Annotated in this window: 18 protein-coding genes; 14 read left to right on the top strand and 4 right to left on the bottom strand. The window is 71.5% G+C overall.

Translation table 11 applies throughout. The features are described 5' to 3' along the window. Nucleotides 1-14 precede the first annotated feature (14 nt). The 8 genes from NUH29_RS09485 (at nucleotide 15) to NUH29_RS09450 (ending at nucleotide 6,199) form a co-directional block, all read left to right on the top strand. A complete protein-coding gene (locus NUH29_RS09485) occupies nucleotides 15-389 on the top strand; it encodes a hypothetical protein (RefSeq protein ID WP_258798856.1) in 375 nt (124 codons plus the stop codon). Between the two features lie 99 nt (nucleotides 390-488). Continuing rightward, nucleotides 489-731, top strand: a complete 243-nt coding sequence (locus NUH29_RS09480) for a hypothetical protein (RefSeq protein WP_258798854.1) — start codon at nucleotides 489-491, stop codon at nucleotides 729-731. 33 nt (nucleotides 732-764) lie between these two features. Beyond that, nucleotides 765-1,682 (top strand): RHS repeat-associated core domain-containing protein, encoded by a 918-nt coding sequence (locus tag NUH29_RS09475; protein WP_258798852.1) that lies wholly within the window; start codon nucleotides 765-767, stop codon nucleotides 1,680-1,682. Then, on the top strand, nucleotides 1,679-2,098 hold the full coding sequence (locus NUH29_RS09470; RefSeq protein WP_258798851.1) for a hypothetical protein: 420 nt from the start codon (nucleotides 1,679-1,681) through the stop codon (nucleotides 2,096-2,098). Before NUH29_RS09475 ends, NUH29_RS09470 begins: the two co-directional genes overlap by 4 nt. Before the next feature lie 156 nt (nucleotides 2,099-2,254). Next, nucleotides 2,255-3,094, top strand: coding sequence for an RHS repeat-associated core domain-containing protein (locus tag NUH29_RS09465; protein ID WP_258798850.1), 840 nt, complete (start codon nucleotides 2,255-2,257; stop codon nucleotides 3,092-3,094). Next, nucleotides 3,075-3,326 carry a hypothetical protein gene (locus NUH29_RS09460; protein ID WP_258798849.1) on the top strand — a complete coding sequence of 84 codons (252 nt, stop codon included), beginning with the start codon at nucleotides 3,075-3,077 and terminating at the stop codon, nucleotides 3,324-3,326. Before NUH29_RS09465 ends, NUH29_RS09460 begins: the two co-directional genes overlap by 20 nt. A gap of 1,071 nt (nucleotides 3,327-4,397) precedes the next feature. Beyond that, entirely contained in the window at nucleotides 4,398-5,315 is a 918-nt protein-coding gene (locus NUH29_RS09455; protein ID WP_258798848.1) for a pseudouridine-5'-phosphate glycosidase, read from the top strand. After that, nucleotides 5,312-6,199 carry a carbohydrate kinase family protein gene (locus NUH29_RS09450; protein ID WP_258798847.1) on the top strand — a complete coding sequence of 296 codons (888 nt, stop codon included), beginning with the start codon at nucleotides 5,312-5,314 and terminating at the stop codon, nucleotides 6,197-6,199. The genes NUH29_RS09455 and NUH29_RS09450 overlap by 4 nt, the downstream gene beginning before the upstream one ends. Before the next feature lie 63 nt (nucleotides 6,200-6,262). On the opposite strand, the gene NUH29_RS09445 is transcribed toward NUH29_RS09450, so the two are convergent. Together NUH29_RS09445 and NUH29_RS09440 are read right to left on the bottom strand one after the other, a co-directional pair. Further along, nucleotides 6,263-7,597, bottom strand: a complete 1,335-nt coding sequence (locus tag NUH29_RS09445) for a cryptochrome/photolyase family protein (RefSeq protein WP_258798846.1) — start codon at nucleotides 7,595-7,597, stop codon at nucleotides 6,263-6,265. Continuing rightward, complete coding sequence (locus NUH29_RS09440; protein WP_258798845.1) at nucleotides 7,594-8,034, bottom strand: MarR family winged helix-turn-helix transcriptional regulator; 441 nt, start codon at nucleotides 8,032-8,034, stop codon at nucleotides 7,594-7,596. Before NUH29_RS09440 ends, NUH29_RS09445 begins: the two co-directional genes overlap by 4 nt. Before the next feature lie 243 nt (nucleotides 8,035-8,277). On the opposite strand from NUH29_RS09440, the gene NUH29_RS09435 reads away from it, so the two are divergent. The 6 genes from NUH29_RS09435 to NUH29_RS09410 are packed head-to-tail and all read left to right on the top strand — an operon-like array spanning nucleotide 8,278 to nucleotide 13,783. Beyond that, a complete protein-coding gene (locus NUH29_RS09435; protein ID WP_258798844.1) occupies nucleotides 8,278-8,994 on the top strand; it encodes a VIT1/CCC1 transporter family protein in 717 nt (238 codons plus the stop codon). Continuing rightward, entirely contained in the window at nucleotides 8,995-9,675 is a 681-nt protein-coding gene (locus tag NUH29_RS09430) for a response regulator transcription factor (protein WP_258798842.1), read from the top strand. It abuts the gene before it with no gap. Next, nucleotides 9,672-11,048 carry a sensor histidine kinase gene (locus NUH29_RS09425; RefSeq protein WP_258798841.1) on the top strand — a complete coding sequence of 459 codons (1,377 nt, stop codon included), beginning with the start codon at nucleotides 9,672-9,674 and terminating at the stop codon, nucleotides 11,046-11,048. Before NUH29_RS09430 ends, NUH29_RS09425 begins: the two co-directional genes overlap by 4 nt. A 53-nt stretch (nucleotides 11,049-11,101) precedes the next feature. Beyond that, complete coding sequence (locus NUH29_RS09420; RefSeq protein WP_258798840.1) at nucleotides 11,102-12,526, top strand: ferredoxin reductase family protein; 1,425 nt, start codon at nucleotides 11,102-11,104, stop codon at nucleotides 12,524-12,526. Beyond that, complete coding sequence (locus NUH29_RS09415; RefSeq protein ID WP_258798839.1) at nucleotides 12,523-13,038, top strand: FMN-binding protein; 516 nt, start codon at nucleotides 12,523-12,525, stop codon at nucleotides 13,036-13,038. Before NUH29_RS09420 ends, NUH29_RS09415 begins: the two co-directional genes overlap by 4 nt. Before the next feature lies 1 nt (nucleotide 13,039). Next, on the top strand, nucleotides 13,040-13,783 hold the full coding sequence (locus NUH29_RS09410; protein WP_258798838.1) for an FAD:protein FMN transferase: 744 nt from the start codon (nucleotides 13,040-13,042) through the stop codon (nucleotides 13,781-13,783). Here the strand turns inward: NUH29_RS09410 and NUH29_RS09405 are convergent. Continuing rightward, nucleotides 13,780-15,048: an APC family permease gene (locus NUH29_RS09405; protein ID WP_258798837.1), complete on the bottom strand. Its 1,269-nt coding sequence runs from the start codon at nucleotides 15,046-15,048 to the stop codon at nucleotides 13,780-13,782. The two genes, NUH29_RS09410 and NUH29_RS09405, sit on opposite strands and share 4 nt — an antisense overlap. A 65-nt stretch (nucleotides 15,049-15,113) precedes the next feature. Further along, nucleotides 15,114-16,706 (bottom strand): C2 family cysteine protease, encoded by a 1,593-nt coding sequence (locus tag NUH29_RS09400; protein ID WP_258798836.1) that lies wholly within the window; start codon nucleotides 16,704-16,706, stop codon nucleotides 15,114-15,116. Nucleotides 16,707-16,712 lie beyond the last annotated feature (6 nt).

Raw genomic sequence — 16,712 nt, 5'->3', positions numbered from 1 at the left:
ACGTGCGGGGAGAGATGAGCGACACCACACGCACAGTGGTCGAGGAGCTGCTGATCGAGGGGCTCGTCGACTGGGTCGACCCCAGCTGGGTCTACTCCACGGTCTCGGAGCGGACCCCGCTTGCCAGCTTCGACGATCGCAGGATCCACACGATGGGCGTCATCGTCGAACTGCTCTCGGCGGGGCTCATGGTGCCGGGAGACGTCGACGAGCTGGGCGTGTTCCGCCCGTGGGATGTCGGTGCCGGCGACGCCGTCGAACGAATCGCCGAGCGATGGAGTCGGGACTGGCCCGGCACGGTCCCGACACCCGGCGCCATCTGCTGGATGTCGGCGACCCCCGAGGGCGAAATGCGTGCGCACGAGTTAGTTGCACGCGAGCGAGCTTGACGCTGACCGATTCGTTGGCTGACGACATCCACCACGTACTGCTATGACGCGGCCGACCGCCTGACCGCCACGACGGTGACACCTACACCGTCAACGGGCGTGACGCCCGCGGGAGGGAACTTGTCGTCGACGGGTCCGGGGGCGACGCTCGCGTATGACGCGCATGGCAACACGACTCTGCTCGGCACCGATCAGCTGGTGTACGACCTGGCGGATCGCCACACGAGCACGGTGTTGGATGACGGCACGATCATCGAGTACGTGCGGGATGCGACGAACCGGATCGTGCAGCGGACGGTGAAGACCGGCCCGTCGGATCCGTCGCCGGAGGTGACGAAGTAGCTGTACGCGGGTGGTGGGGATGCTGCGTGGGCGGTGGTGACGCCGTCCGGGTTCGAGGCGACCTATGGTCTGCCGGGTGGTGCGACGGTGCGGGTCGACAGTGCGGGTGCCCAGGTGGGGTGGGCGTATCCGAATCTGCATGGGGATGTGATCGTGCAGGCCGACCCGGCCGGTGCCCGGGTGGGCGACCGGGCGAGTTATGACCCGTTCGGGCAGCCGGTCGACCCGGGTACGGGTGAGGTCGGTACGACGGCTGCGGATGATGCGGTGCCGGACACGGTGTCCGGGTCGGATGCGGACTATGCGTGGGCGGGTGGTGCCCGCAAGCTCTACGAGCACCAGGGCAGTGTCGCGTCGATCGAGATGGGTGCGCGGGTGTTCGTGGCGGCGTTGGGGCGGTTCATGTCCGTCGACCCCGTCGAGGGCGGGGTGACGAATGCGTACGACTACCCCGCGGACCCCATCAATCGATTTGACTTGAGCGGGGAACGCGCGTGCATCGATTCCGCGTGTTCTCAGTTCGATGTTCCGAAGAAGCCTTCCAAACCGGGCAGCTCGAACTTCATTGGACCTGTGGCTCCGCCTCCGCCGGTGGCTCAGGGCTACGCGCCGAAGTATCAGGGATCGGTGAATGGGCAGGGCTGGAGCTTCCGCGTCAGGACCGACAATCCTGTTGTGCTCTACGCGACCTACGGTGGCACCGGTGTCGTAGATGTGATCATGACCATGGAACTGGACGGACAGCGTCAGGAGGCCTTGCGATGCACGCTGATTGCGAAAGGGGCTTGCTGGCGTGTGTTTGATCCCGCCGACGTCGGGTACTCGGGAACAGGGACGCGCCCCAGATTCAGCTACATTAGCTGGGCAAACTTCTGGTGTGATGAATGCGGCTGGCCGTCTTCCGAGTCCATCACAGTTGATGTCTATTCCCTGGAGAAGGTGACTCAATGAAATCCCTCGCCGGCGCGGTCGGACTGATCATTGTTGCCTTGTCCTTGGCGTCGTGTGCTGAGTCTGGAACGCCGGGAGCGCGACACGATTTTGCAGATCGGACTTTGATCGCCGCGGTGTCCGACGAAAGGCAAGACACTCGAGCTCTTGAAGAGTGTCAGTCGGTATATGCGTCTACAACGTTCGTGGCTGCGTGGACCAGCAACTCGGCTGAGGTTCGGGACATTACCTCAGAAGCGCCAGGCACAGGCTTCAAAGACGTTGGCGGGCTCCCTGAGGACGCAGCAGCTGTCGTATACCTCTGCATCACCCAGTCCACGGACGGCAGCCCGATATATGTTGCGAGGTGGCTGACCGAAACTGATGATGGGATCGTCGCGATCTTCGACAGCGACGGTCGACTCACAAAGCTCTGACCGAAAGCCTGCCGTCAACCGGCACATGGGCACGGTCCTGGGTGACGGCACGATCATCGAGTACGTGCGGGATGCGACGGGCCGTCACGAAGACGGGTGCTCCGGTCGAGGTGACCGAAGTACCTCTACGCGGGTGGTGGTGATGCTGCGTGGGCGGTGGTGACCCCGTCCGGGTTCGAGGCGACGTATGGTCTGCCGGGTGGTGCGACGGTGCGGGTCGACAGTGCCGGCGCAGCCCTGGGGTGGGCGTACCCGAATCTGCATGGTGATGTGATCGTGCAGGCCGACCCGGCTGGTGTGCGGGTGGGGGTGCGGGCGTCGTATGACCCGTTCGGGCAGCCGGTCGACCCGGGCACGGGTTTGATCGGTACGACGGTTGCGGATGATGCGGTGCCGGACACGGTGTCCGGGTCGGATGCGGACTATGCGTGGGTGGGTGGTGCCCGCAAGCTCTACGAGCACCAGGGCAGTGTCGCGTCGATCGAGATGGGTGCCCGGGTGTTCGTGGCCGCGTTGGGGCGGTTCATGTCCGTCGACCCCGTCGAGGGCGGGGTCACGAACGCGTACGACTACCCGGCCGACCCCATCAACGGATACGACCTCAGCGGGACAGTCCGCGACGACTGGCGGCTCGCATCGGTTCACTGCAAGTGCGCAAACGTCGGAGGTGCGAGCGGAGTGAAGATGACGTTCGGCTCCCAGACTGCAGCGAACACCGCCGCCGATGGCCCCGGTCGCGGTGGCTCGGGAGGAAGTTCGGGGGGCGGTTCGGGTCGTGCAGTGGTGCCAACGCCAACGCCAACGCCAGCGACGGCGTTGGAGATGTTGCGATCAGCGACAGTTTCGCCGAGAGTGGCGAGTCAGACGGATGCCCGGCTCAGTCAATGGCATAGAAGGGCGTTTCGAATGGATGATCCGGAACGGTGCATCAGAACTTCATCGCGACCCAACGGTTTAATCCGGGAGCCTTCTAGTGATGACGCCCAGCGGGGATGACTCCGAGCAACTGCTCACCAACGACGAGACGCGCGCAGTGCTGATGCGCTTCTCCCTGGGCAGCATGAGCTTGACGGAGCTTCGAATGTGGGCGTCGTCCAAGCAGGAGGTGCGCTGGGAGTCTCCGTACGAGGCGATCCTGGGGGAGGTCTTGATGGCCGTCGCCGATGACGGCTTCGATGTCGAATTGGCGCAGACGTTCGTCGATCGTCTGGGTTGGGAGCTGACGTAGCTGACCACGAGTAGGGACTCGAGCCTCGTACCTGGGGTGTCGATGTATCGGTTCGATGGGGCGGGTCGTCTGGTGCATGCGAGCATTCCGCGGCATGAGCTCGACTGCGGTTTCGATGCCGCAGGGTGTGGGATTGCTGGTGCAGGTGCGAGCGGCAATCGCACGGCATCGTCGGACAGGCCAGGCGCCCACAGGACATGCAGTAGTCGCAAAGAAGACGGCGATAATCCTACGTCGGCGTGGGTATGGTTCTGGTAGTCGTTGCAGGTACGCGGGTGGTGCGACGGTGCGGGTCGATGGTGCGGGTGCTGCGGTGGGGTGGGGGAACGCCTGATGAGAGCCGCGCTAGCCGTGTGCACCTCGCTCGTGATCGCGGGGCTCGTGATGTTGGTCGCGGTCGCCGCTACGAGCGGGGTCGACCTTGACTCGTGGCGTGACCGACTTCTCGTGACGCTGACAATCGTCAGTGCCGCGACCGCGATTGGCATTGCTCGGAAACAACGCGCTAGTCGTGCTCGTCTGAAGCTGGATCCTTCCGGAATCTCTTCCGCGATCGTCACCCGGACTGGATCGTTGAACGCGGCCATCTGGACGCTGGCCGACCTCGAGGGCGCGGCCCGGCCGCTGCTGGACTCGACGATGCTGCTTGACGCCGGGCCATACGGGGTCAGACTCGCACGACTCCGTGGTCAACGAGTATGCGAGTGGCCGTGGGAACGAATCGAAGCGATCGAGGCAGATTCTGCCGGGGCGACTGGACTCACGATCCGAGTGCGAGCTGCAGAACGCTCCATAGAGATGCGGTTCACCCTCCTGGGCGAGGCAGGTCTCTACGGAACTCCTCCGTCGAAAAGCGACTTGACGTCTTTGGCCGCCCGACTCAACTCCCTGAAGGAAGAATCCGGGGGGATCGCAGAGGGGTTCGGGACCTTTTGAAGTGCGGTCGCGCCGGCACGTTCGGCCGGGGTGCACCCGTTGCCCCTATGCGACCGTGGCCCACATGCCCGCGGCCGTCGGCTCCGTCGCGGCATCGTGAACGTCGCCGCTCACCACGCGCATTAGCGTTGGGGGGTGACCGCCTTCCAGCTCTCCTCCGAGGTCGCCGACGCGCTCGCCGACGGCCGCCCGGTCGTCGCCCTCGAGTCGACGATCATCAGCCACGGCCTGCCGCGCCCCCGCAACCACGAGGCGGCGATCGAGTTCGAGCAGATCCTGCGTGAGAAGGGCGTCACGCCCGCGACGATCGCCGTGCTCGACGGGGTGCCGCAGATCGGACTGGACGCCGACGGCGTGCGCCGCATCGCCGAGGAGGACCTCGCCAAGGCTTCCGTGCGCGACCTGCCGATCCTCGCCGCACTCGGACGCTCCGGCGCCACCACGGTCGCCGCCACCGCCTACCTCGCCGGCCTCGCCGGGGTGCGGGTTTTCGCCACCGGCGGGCTCGGCGGCGTGCACCGCGGCGCATCCGAGACGTTCGACGAGTCGGCCGACCTCACCACCCTCGCCTCCTCGCCCGTCACCGTCGTCTCGGCCGGCGTGAAGAGCGTGCTCGACATCCCGGCGACGCTCGAGCGCCTCGAGACGCTGTCGGTGCCGGTGATCGGCTACGGCACCACCGCGTTCCCCGCGTTCTGGCTGCGGGAGTCGGGCTGCGAGCTCGACTGGAAGGTCGACACCGCCGACGAGGTCGCGCAGGTGATGGCCGCGCGCGACGCCTTCGGCTCGCGCACCGGCATGGTGCTCGCCAACCCGATCCCGCTCGCGCAGCAGTGGGATCCCGCCGAGCACGACCGGGTGCTGGCGACCGCGTTCGCCGCCGCGGATGCCGCGGGCGTGCGCGGCAAGGCGGTCACCCCGTTCCTGCTCGGCTTCATCGTGGAGGAGTCGGGCGGCCGCAGCCTCGAGGTGAACCTCGACCTCGCGCGCAACAACGTGCGGGTCGCCGCGGAGGTCGCGACCGCCTGGTCGCGGATCGCGCCCCGCCCGTGACGGGCAGCCGGATCGTCGTCGTCGGCGATGTCATCAACGACATCGTCGTCGTGCCGCGCGTGCCGATGCGACCCGACACCGACACGCCCGCCACCATCCGTCCGCGACCGGGAGGCTCGGCCGCGAACACGGCGGTGTGGCTCGGCTCCCGGCACGCCCCCGTCGACTTCGTCGGCGCGGTCGGCGCGCACGATGCAGACGTGCACGAGCGCGAGTTCCGCGAGTCGGAGGTCGAGCCGCACCTGCAGGTCGAGGACGCGATCCCGACCGGGTCGATCATCATCGTGGTCGACGGCGAGGAGCGGTCGATGTTCGTCGAGCGCGGCGCCAACGGGGCGCTGCGGATCGAGAGCGTGACCGATGAGCTGCTCGACGACGCGGCCGTGCTGCACGTGAGCGGCTACTCGATCCTCGACGGCTTCGGCGCCACCCGCACCCGCGACCTCATCGCGCACGCCACCGCGCGCGGGGTGCCCGTGTCGGTGAATCCGGCGTCCATCGGCTACATCGCCGATTTCGGCGTCGAGGCGTTCAACGGCGCCATCGAGGGCGCCACCCTGCTCTTCCCCAACCGTGCGGAGGCGCGGCTGCTGACGGGGGAGGACGACCCGATCGCCGCCGCCCGTGTGCTCGGCGCCCGGTTCCCGGTGGTCGCTCTGACCCTCGGCGGCGACGGGGTGCTCGTGGTCGTCGACGGAGGCGAAGCGGTGCAGGTGCCGGCGCCCGCCGTGCGTCTGGTCGACCCGACCGGCGCGGGGGACGCCTTCGCCGCGGGCTTCCTCGAGAGCTGGGTGCAGCACCACGACCCGATCGCCGCGGCCGAGACCGGCGTGTTCGTGGCCGCGTGCGCGGTCACCCAGATCGGCGGTCGTCCGGCGTTCTGAGGGGCGTCCGTGATCTCGAGACGCGTCCGCTGCGCGGGCGCTCCTCGATCACCTGGGGGCGCGTCACCGGATGGTGTCGTAGGCGGCGAGGGCGCGCTCGCGCGTCGCGGCGAGGTCCACGATCGGGGCCGGATAGGCATCCGTGCCGTACTCGGGGATCCACCGCCGGATGTACCGCGCGTCGGGGTCGAAGCGGGCCGCCTGACGCTCCGGGTTGAAGATGCGGAAGTACGGCGCCGCGTCCTGCCCGCTGCCCGCCACCCACTGCCAGTTGCCGGGGTTCGAGGCCTCGTCGGCGTCGACCAGCGTGTCCCAGAACCACTGCTCGCCGACCCGCCAGTCGACCAGCAGGTTCTTGATCAGGAAGCTCGCCGCGCTCATCCGCACCCGGTTGTGCATCGTGCCGGTCGCCCACAGCTCGCGCATGCCCGCGTCGACGAGCGGCAGCCCGGTGCGCCCCTCGCGCCAGGCGGTGAGCTCGGTCGGGTCGGGCTCGGCCCAGGGGAAGCGGTCGAAGGCGGGCTTCAGGTTGCGGGTGGCGAGGTCCGGCTCGTGGAAGAGCGTGTGCCGGAAGAACTCGCGCCACCCGAGCTCCCGCAGGAACGGCTCGGACTGCGGCCCGCCGGCGGCGCGGATGCGATGCCACACCTGGCGGGGCGACAGCTCGCCCCAGCGCAGCCGGGGGCTCAGGCGCGAGCTCGCGTCGACGGCGGGCAGGTCGCGCTCGGCGTAGCCGTCGAGCTCTCCGGCGAACTCCTCGAGCCGCGCGAGCGCGGCGGCCTCCCCGGGGGCCCAGGCGGCGCGCAGCCCGCCGGACCAGTCGGGGCGCGTCGGCAGCAGCCCCCACGCCTCGAGCGCGTCGCCGCCGGGGGCGTCGGCGCCGGTCAGCGCATCCGGCGCGGGCAGGGGAGAGGCGACCGGGCGGTCCCGGAGGCCGTTCCAGAACGGCGTGAACACCCGGTACGGGGTGCCGGAGCCGGTGCGCACGTCCTGCGGTTCGGCGAGCACGTCGCCCGGGAACGACCGCGCATCCACGCCCGCCTCGCGCAGCGCCGACTTCAGCCGCGCATCGATCGCGCGGGCGGGGGAGTAGCGGCGGTTCCACAGCACCGCGTCGGCGCCCGCCTCGGCGACGAGCGCGGGCAGCAGCTCGACGGCCGGCCCGCGGCGCAGCACGAGCGGCACCCCGAGCTCGGCGAGCTCGTCGCGGAGCGCGGCGAGCGAGTGGTGCAGCCACCACCGCGCCGCACCGCCGGGGGCGCGCACCCCCTCGCCGTGCTCGTCGAGCAGGTAGCAGGCGATCACGGGCGCGCCGCGATCGGCGGCCGCGTGCAGCGCCGGGTGGTCGGCGATGCGCAGGTCGTCGCGGAACCAGACGAGCGTCGGGGCGGTCGTCAACTCGGCGACGCCCCGGCCCGCAGCTTCTCGGTGAGCGCGCGCAGCGTGCGTCGCTCGTCGGGGTCGAGCACCGACATCCGTACGGCGATCGCGCGCGCGTGCTGCGCCCCGACCCTGCGGAACACTTCCACGCCGTGCTCGGTCAGCGCGACGATCGTGCCGCGTGCGTCGGCGGGGTCGCGGCGCTTCACGACGATGCCGCGCGCCACGAGGCGGTCGAGCAGCCGGCTCACGCTCGGCTGGGTGAGCAGCAGATGCCGGTTGAGGTCGCGGATGCGCAGGGCGCGACCCGGCTGCCGGTAGAGGTTGAAGAGCACGTCGTACTCGGTGAAGTTCACCTCGTCGTCGGGGAACTCGGCGAGCAGCGCCCGCAGCACGGAGACCTGGGCCCGGTAGAGGGACTCCCAGGCGTCGACGGCGTCCGCGCGATCGTTCACGGACTCAGCTTAGGAAATGATTGAAGGCCGGCCGCAGAGGCGAGCGGCCGGCCTTCTCCCTTGCACCAAGAGTGTCCTGCAATCACATTCCGCTTGGTCCGCCACAGCAAACGAATCAAGCTCTTTGAATGTATAACGGAAAGATAACGCTGTCTAGTTATCCGTTCGTTATTTTTTCTGCGAGTTCCCCCGGAGGACCTTCGGCGCTGGCGGGGAGCCGATCCGGGGTGGTCTACTGACGCGATGAGCACCGAGACCCACGCCGACGAACCCCACGCCGCCGGAGTCGCCGCGCGCCTCAACTGGCTGCGCGCGGGGGTGCTCGGCGCCAACGACGGCATCGTCTCGGTCGCCGCGATCGTGGTGGGCGTCGCGGGCGCCACGACCTCCGTGCCCGCGATCCTCGCGGCCGGATCGGCCGGCCTCATCGGAGGGGCCATCTCGATGGCCCTCGGCGAGTACGTCTCGGTCAGCAGCTCCCGCGACAGCACCCACGCCCTCATCGCGAAGGAGCGCGAGGAGCTCGCGACGATGCCCGAGGCGGAGCTGCGCGAGCTCGCCGCGCTCTACGAGGCGAAGGGCCTGAGCCCCGCGACGGCGCAGACCGTCGCCGAAGAGCTCACCGCCCACGACGCGCTCGCCGCGCACCTCGAGGTCGAGCTGCACATCGACCAGGACGACGTGGCGAACCCCTGGACGGCCGCCTGGGCCTCGGCGGCGTCGTTCACGATCGGCGCCCTGCTGCCGTTCCTCACGATCCTGCTGCTGCCGGAGGCCGTCCGGGTGCCCGGCACCTTCGTGGCCGTGCTCGCCGCCCTCGCGCTCACCGGCGCGGTGTCCGCGCGGATCGGCGGAGCCTCGGTGCCGCGCACCATCGCCCGCGTCGTCATCGGCGGGGCGCTCGCGCTCGCGGCGACGTTCCTCGTCGGCTGGCTGCTCGGCACCACCGGGGTGGTCTGAGTGGCGCGCATCCTGGTCGTCGAAGACGACCCCGAGATGGCCGAGCTGCTCACCCGGGGGCTCCGGGAAGAGGGCTATGAGGTCGCCGAGGCGCGCGACGGCACCACGGGACTCATGGAGGCGGTCGAGGGCGGATTCGCGGCCGCCGCGGTCGACGTGATGCTGCCCGGCCTCGACGGCTTCGAGTTCTGCCGACAGCTGCGGATGCGCGGCTCCCGGCTGCCGGTGCTGCTGCTGACGGCGCGCGACGCGGTCGAGGACCGTGTGCACGGGCTCGACTCGGGTGCCGACGACTACCTCGTGAAGCCGTTCGCGTTCGCCGAGCTGAGCGCCCGCATCCGGGCCCTCGTGCGCCGCGACGCCCAGGAGCCGAAGGTGCGGGTCGTCGTCGGCGAGCTGGAGCTCGACGCGGCCACGTTGCGCGCCCGGATCGGCGGCGAGCCGGTCGCGCTCAGCGCGCGCGAGTTCGCGCTCGCCCGCCTGTTCGCCACCCATCCCGGCGCCGCCCTCGACCGCAGCGCCATCCTCGAGGAGGTGTGGGGAACCACCCGCCACATCGACCCGAACGTCGTCGACCAGTACGTGCGCTACCTGCGCCGCAAGCTCGATCCGGCGCGCGTCGGCTTCACGATCGAGACGGTGCGCGGGGTCGGCTACCGGCTCGAGGTGCCCGGCGCATGAGACGGGTCTCGGTGCGGGTGCGCCTCGCGATCGGCTCGACCCTGCTCGCGCTCGTGCTGCTCGCGGTGGCGCTGCTCGTCACCCGCGGCGTCGTCGACGGGATGCTCACCGACATCGACGCCTCCCTCGCCCGCGCCGACCTCGCGCCGTTCGCCGAGCAGATCGGCGACGGCGGAGGGGAGTCGCTCGACGAGCCCGCCTACGGCGTGCTCGTGCGGATCGTGGACCCCGCGGGCCAGGCGGTGGTCGACACCATGCCGCACGAGTTGCACGAGCAGGTCGAGCACCGGGCGCCGGCCGACACCGAGTTCCGGGCCGAGGTGCACGACGTGCCCTACACGATCGCCGGCGAGACGGTCGAGACGGCCGAGGGCACCTGGGCGCTCTGGGCCGCCCGCAGCTCCGAGAGCACCGAGCTCGCCCTCCACGGCCTCGACCTCGTGCTGGTGGTCGGAGGGCTGCTGCTGCTCGCGCTGTTCGCGGTCGCATCCTGGCTGCTCGCGCGCGCCGCGCTCGCCCCCGTCGAACGGATGCGCCGCGCCGCCGCCGAACTGCCCGCCGAGGGCGACACGGTGCTGCCCGTCGGCGAGGCCCACGACGAGCTCGCCCAGCTCGCGGCGACCCTCAACGACTTCCTGCGCCGCATCCGGGCGTCGACGGCGCGCGAGAAGCAGATGGTGTCGGATGCCGCCCACGAGCTGCGCACCCCGGTCGCGGCGCTGCGCACCCGGCTCGAGCTCGCGCGCGAGAGCGGCGCCGACGCCGACGCCCTGCGCGCCGAGCTGGAGGCCGCCGAGCGCGACGCCACACGGCTCGGCGCGCTCGCCTCGAACCTGCTCGCCCTCACCCGGCTCGAGCAGCTGGCCGTCGCGGAGACCTCCGACGCCGACGCGCTCGCCGCCGCGGTGGGCGACGCGGTCGACCGCGCCCGCCTGCTCGCGCCCGCGGCCGACATCGACCTCGAGCTGGCGCTTCCCGACGGCAGCTGCGCACCGCTCGGCTCGGCGAACCTCGGCCGCGTCGTCGACAACCTGCTCGCCAACGCGGTTGCCGCGACCGACGGCGCGGGCAGCATCCGGGTCGCGCTGCGCGCCGCGGAGGGGTCGATCGTGCTCGCGGTCGACGACGACGGGCCGGGGATGCCGGAGGACTTCCTGCCGCGCGCCTTCGAGCGGTTCAGCCGCCCCGATGACGCGCGCACCCGCGGCGCCGGGGGTGCGGGCCTCGGTCTCGCGCTCGTCCAGGGGATCGCGCGGGCCGCCGGCGGCGAGGTGACGGCCCGGAATCTGCACCCCGGGCTGCGGGTGGAGCTGACCGTTCCCTCCTGTGAGAACTCTCATCCGGCGGACGGCCCGCTCACATCCCCGGCATAGGCACGGCTTCCATCCTGAACTGGTCGAGACCGACCGGACCCCAGGAGGAAGACATGACCGCGACGCTCCCCCACGTCGCCGCCACCCCCGAGGTGACACGGTCGGCCCCGACCATCGACGCGGGTCGTCGGCGCCGCCTCCAGCGCCGTCGGCTCGCGTCGGACCTGCTCGTGATGGCCTTCTGGGCCTCCGGGGCCGCGGCCGCCGCGCTCTACCTGGCCTCCGGCGGACTCGCCGACTGGACCTCGGCGGGCGGGATCGTGACGGGCGTCGGCATCCTCGCGGGGCTGATCGGCACCGACTTCGTGCTCGTGATGCTGGTGCTCGCCGCGCGCATCCCCGTGCTCGACGCGGTCGTCGGCCACGATCGCGCGATGGCGGTGCACCGGCGCCTCGGCAAGCCGGCGCTCTACCTGCTGCTCGCCCACGGGGCGCTGCTGCTCATCGGCTACGCCCTGACGGCGCAGCTCGACCTCGTCGCCCAGTTCGTGCAGCTGTGGGAGCTGCCCGACATGCCGCTCGCGTTCCTCGCCATCGGTCTGTTCGTGGCGGTGGTCGTCACCTCGCTCGTCGCCGTGCGCCGCAAGCTCCCCTACGAGTTCTGGTACGGCGTGCACCTGCTGAGCTACGCCGCGGTGCTGACCGCGCTGCCGCACCAGCTGAGCGTCGGCGGGGTGCTCGCCGAGGGTACCGTGCAGCGCGTCTACTGGATCGGGCTCTACATCGTCGCGATCGGCTCGATCGTGGTCTTCCGCGTCGCCGAGCCGATCGTGTCGTCGCTGCGGCACCGGATGCGGGTGGAGCGGGTCGAGTGGATCGCACCCGACGTCGCGTCGCTGCACCTCACGGGGCGCCGCCTCGACCTGCTCGGCGCCCGCGGAGGCCAGTACTTCTTCTGGCGCTTCTGGAGCGGCCGCACCTGGTGGCACGCGCATCCGATCTCGCTGTCGGCCGAGCCCACCGCCCGCCGCGCGCGCATCACCGTGCGCGTGCTGGGCGAGGGGACCCGCCGCATGACCCGCGTCGCGCCCGGCACGCCGGTGAGCTTCTCCGGCCCGTTCGGGCTCTTCACCGACGCCGCCCGCACCTCGCCGCGGCTCGCGATCGTCGCCGCTGGCATCGGCGTCACCCCGGTGCGCGCCCTGCTCGAGTCGGGCGACCTCGCCCACGGCGAGGCCACGATCCTGCTGCGCGGCTCCACCGACGACGCCGTGTTCCTCGCCGACGAGCTGCGCGAGCTCGCCGGCCGCCGCGGGGCGCGCCTGTTCCGCTCGGTCGGACCGCGCGGCGCCACCGGGGGCTGGCTGTCGGCGGCGGATCGCGCTCGCGGGGTCACGATCCGCAGCATCTTCCCCGAGCTCGCCCAGTCCGACCTGTACATCTGCGGCCCGCAGGCCTGGACGGATGCGGTCGTCGCCGACGCCCGCGCGGCCGGCGTGCACGAGGACCGCATCCACACGGAGAGGTTCGACTGGTGAGAACACGAGCCATCCTGGGGAGCGCCCTCGCGGCGTTCAGCATCCTCGCGATCGGCTGGGAGGCCGGCACCTCGAACGGCACCCTCGCGACCACGACGACCACCGACACCGGGGGCACCGCCTCCGGAACCACGGGAACGGGCTCGTCGTCCTCGAGCTCCTCGAACACGACGGACTCGGGCTCGACCTCGGGGAGCGACAGCAGCAGCTCGACGACCTCGACCTCGGGAGCCGCCGATGGCACCTATTCGGGCTCGGTCGAGAGCACCCGCTTCGGCGATGTGCAGGTGCAGGTCACGATCTCGGGCGGCGCGATCACGGACGTGACGGCCCTGAAGCTGACCGATCACGACGGCCGCTCGGTGCAGATCAGCAACCGCGCCGCGCCGATCCTGCGCCAAGAGGTGCTCGCCTCCCAGTCGGCGAACGTGCAGATGGTCGGCGGCGCCACGTACACGAGCGAGGCGTACCTCTCGTCGCTCCAGTCGGCGCTCGATCAGGCGGGCTTCTGAGATGCGGCACCACTGGACGACGATGGGCACCGAGGCCTCGATCGTGGGCAGCGACCTGACGGCGGCCGTGATCGCCGAGGTGGAGCGCGGGTTCGCGGACGTCGACGCGCGCTTCTCGCTGTACCGTCCGGATTCCGAACTCTCGCGGGTGGCGGCGGGCTCCCTGCGCCTGGACGATGCGAGCGACGACCTGCGGGGCGCCTACGCGCGAGCCCTCGCCTGGCGCGCACGCACCGACGGGGCGTTCACGGCGCACCGACCCGACGGGGTCGTCGACCTCTCCGGGGTCGTCAAGGCGCTCGCCATGGCCGACGCGGCCGCGCTGCTGGATGCCGGCTCCCGAGACTGGCAGCTCGGCGTGGGCGGCGACCTGTGCTGGTCGGCCGGCGGCACCTCCGGTCCGTTCGGGATCGTCGACCCCGCGGACCGCTCGGCGGTCCTCGCCGCCGTCGTGCCCGCTGCCTCCCGCCGGGCCCTCGCGACGAGCGGCAGTGCCGAGCGTGGCGAGCACATCTGGACGCGGCTCGACCTGCCGGTGAGCCCGTTCGTGCAGGTCAGCGTGCTGGCCGACGACATCGTGACCGCCGACGTGCTCGCCACCGCGATCGTCGCGGGCGGCGAGGCGACCCTCGACCTCGCGACCGAGCGCTGGGACGTCGACGTGCTCACCGTCGACCGCGCCGGCGAGCTCCGCGCCACCCCCGGCATGCGAGCCGCGATCCGGTCGGCCGCCCCGGTCGGCTAAGCCCTGCGGGCGGCCGTGACGCGCACGAGCCGTGCGACGACACCGACCGCGAGCACCGCGCATCCGATGACCACGCTCGGCCAGGGGAGCGTGGCCGCCAGCACGACGCAGCCGATCGCGCCGACCGCCTGCAGCACCCGGGGGGAGCGCCGCTCGGCCCGGGGCAGCGTCCACGCCGACAGGTTGGCGACGAGGTAGTACAGCAGCACCGCGAACGACGAGAACCCGATCGCGCCCCGGAGGTCGGTGACGAGCACGAGCACGAGCACGATCGCGCCCAGCACGAGCTGCGCCCGCCGCGGCACCGAGAACCGCGGATCGATCGCCGCGAACCATCCGGGGAGATCGCCGGTGCGCGCCATCGCGAGCCCGGTGCGGGTGATCCCGGCGAGCAGGGCGAGCAGTGCCCCGAGCGCGGCGAGCGCGGCACCGCCCTGCACGATCGGCGCCGTCCAGCTCCACCCACCGGACCCCGCCAGCTCGGCGAGGGGTCGAGCGGAAGCCGCCAGCCGCTCCGGTCCGAGCACGGCGAGCGCCGTCACGGCGATCGCCGCGTAGACCAGCAGTGCCAGCGCGAGGGCCAGCGGGATCGCGCGGGGGATCGTCCGAGCGGGGTCGCGCACCTCCTCCCCGAGTGTTGCGATCCGCGCGTATCCCGCGAAGGCGAAGAACAGCAGGCCCGCCGACTGCAGCACCCCGAGCACCCCCGACTCCGGGAGCGCCGGAGCGAGGGATGCCGGATCGGCGGTCCCCGACGCGAGGCCGCCGACGACCGCGAGCGCCAGCACCGCGAGCACCACCACGACGATCGCCATGGTGGCGCGGGCTGTGCGGGTCACCCCGAGGACGTTGACGACGGTGAGCACCGCGACGCATCCGGCCGCCACCGGCTTCACCCACTCGGGCGGCACGAGGTAGGCGGCGGCTGTCAGCGCCATGGCGGCGCAGCTCGCCGTCTTGCCGACGACGAAGGCCCAGCCGGCGAGGAAGCCCGGCCACTCGCCGAGCCGCTCCCGCCCGTAGAGGTAGGCGCCGCCCGAGCTCGGATACCGCGCTGCCAGCTGCGCGGTCGAGGTGGCGTTCGCGTACGCGACGACGGCCGCCAGCAACAGGCCGATCAGCAGCGCGGATCCGGCGGCGGCCGCGGCCGGGGCGAACACGGCGAAGACCCCGGCGCCGACCATCGAACCGAGCCCGATCGCGACCGCGTCGAGCAGTCCCAGGCGTCGGGCGAGCGCTCCTCCGGAGGGGGGAGAGGCGGCCACGCCGCCAGCCTAGGGTGCCCGAAGCGGGGCCGGGTGAGGAATACGCCGGCCCCGCCCCGGGGGTCTCAGTCGGCGCCGCCGGTGCCGGCGAAGTAGCGCCGGAAGGCGCCCACCTCCATCGCGAACACGCCGTTCGCGCCGAGCGGCACGTCGCGCCACCAGCTCACGTCGCGAGCGTGGAAGTCGCCCGAGGCGGTCGTCGACCCGGTGCCGGGCGTCGACCCCCACGGGTTCCGCACGATGATGTAGTCCACCGGGCGCAGCTCGTAGCGCTGGAACACCTCGTCGGGCAGGTCGATCCGCATCCGAGCGAGCTCGTCGAGAGTCGCGCCGCCGAGCTGGTCGCGTACCAGCACGGGGTCGGGCGTCGGCACCCGCCACTCGGGGATCATCCTCGGGATGTCGACGGTCAGCCGCAGACGGGGAACCCACTCGTAGCGGCGCATCCAGCCGAGCACCGAGTAGGCGTGGGAGGCGACGATGCCGGCCTCGTTCGCGGCGCGCGTCGCCTCATCCGAGCCGGCCCCGTACGACCAGCACACCATGGGCGTCGTCGTGCGCCCGCCCAGGCTGTGCGACTTCACGAGCGTCAGCAGCTGCGCGTCGCTCATGCCGGAGTGGCCGTTCGCGTAGGCGTGGCCGCCGGTGAGCGAGACGCAGGAGGCGACCGTGTTGCCCCACGCCAGGTCCGGGATCTTCGGGAAGTCGTCGCTCGTGCCGAAGCGCCACTTCGCGAACGCCTTCTCGTAGACGGCGGGCCAGATCTCCCCCGACTCGAACGAGTGGGCGAAGGCCGAGACGCTGCCGCCCGACCCGACGAGCACCCGATCCGACACCTCGACCGTGCCCCAGCCGCCCGAGCCGTAGCCGCCGCTGCCGCCGAAGAAGCTCACCTGGTGGGTGAACGAGTCCTGGCCGGATGCGGTGGCGCGGGTGCGGTCGGCGATCGTGAACGGCTTCGCCCAGGCCACCGACGACATCGCGGCGATGAAGTAGCAGTCGGCGACCGAGCCCTGCACCGGGTCGAAGAACTCGGTGGTCTCGTTGTAGAAGCGCCCGGTGTCCTGCCAGCTGTACCCCGGCGGGTGGTAGCCGGGCTCCAGCGGGAACAGCACGTCGAGCACGCGGTCGTCGAACAGGTGCGCGTAGCGCAGCTTCAGGTCGCCGGCCCGCCCGAGCTGGGCGAACACCCCGTCGCGGGTGAGGGTGGCGCCCCGCACCGGCACGTCGGAGGGGTTCTTCTCGCCGAGCGCGGCCAGCACGTCCGCGAGCGTCGACGCCTGCGACAGGTCCGGCGTGCCGGTCTCCTTGTCGTCGGTGTCGTCGTCGCCGCGCGCCGGGGGAGCGGCCGGTCGGGAGCGGGTCGGGCGCCCCTTCGCGAGGGTGCTGCCGTAGAAGATGGGCGAGTCCGCCGAGCCGATGATGTCGGCGTAGGGCAGGTCGAAGACGTCCTCCAGCACGCCCTGCGGATCGCGCGCGCTGTCCCAGTCGATGCGGCGCCCGGCGACGAGCGAGGCGAGGGCGTAGGGGTTGGGGGCACCCGTGGTGGCGAGCGCCTCCTCGTCGGTCGCGGCGCGCGGGCGCACCGCCTCCGAGCTCGTGTGCTTCGTGCGCGAGCGGCTGGATGCGCTGCGCCGAGCGGGACTGGTCGTGGTCATCGTTCT

The organism is Protaetiibacter mangrovi (assembly GCF_024752305.1).
Classification (GTDB): domain Bacteria; phylum Actinomycetota; class Actinomycetes; order Actinomycetales; family Microbacteriaceae; genus Homoserinibacter; species Homoserinibacter mangrovi.
This window is presented reverse-complemented; position numbering and strand designations above follow the sequence as displayed.

What these genes read in the sequence shown, in the direction of transcription:
- NUH29_RS09485 (WP_258798856.1), top strand. Translation starts at nt 15, where the DNA reads ATGAGCGACACCACACGCACAGTGGTCGAGGAGCTGCTGATCGAGGGG.
- NUH29_RS09470 (WP_258798851.1), top strand. Translation starts at nt 1,679, where the DNA reads ATGAAATCCCTCGCCGGCGCGGTCGGACTGATCATTGTTGCCTTGTCC.
- NUH29_RS09460 (WP_258798849.1), top strand. Translation starts at nt 3,075, where the DNA reads ATGACGCCCAGCGGGGATGACTCCGAGCAACTGCTCACCAACGACGAG.
- NUH29_RS09435 (WP_258798844.1), top strand. Translation starts at nt 8,278, where the DNA reads ATGAGCACCGAGACCCACGCCGACGAACCCCACGCCGCCGGAGTCGCC.
- NUH29_RS09425 (WP_258798841.1), top strand. Translation starts at nt 9,672, where the DNA reads ATGAGACGGGTCTCGGTGCGGGTGCGCCTCGCGATCGGCTCGACCCTG.
- NUH29_RS09420 (WP_258798840.1), top strand. Translation starts at nt 11,102, where the DNA reads ATGACCGCGACGCTCCCCCACGTCGCCGCCACCCCCGAGGTGACACGG.
- NUH29_RS09410 (WP_258798838.1), top strand. Translation starts at nt 13,040, where the DNA reads ATGCGGCACCACTGGACGACGATGGGCACCGAGGCCTCGATCGTGGGC.
- NUH29_RS09400 (WP_258798836.1), bottom strand. Translation starts at nt 16,706, where the DNA reads ATGACCACGACCAGTCCCGCTCGGCGCAGCGCATCCAGCCGCTCGCGC.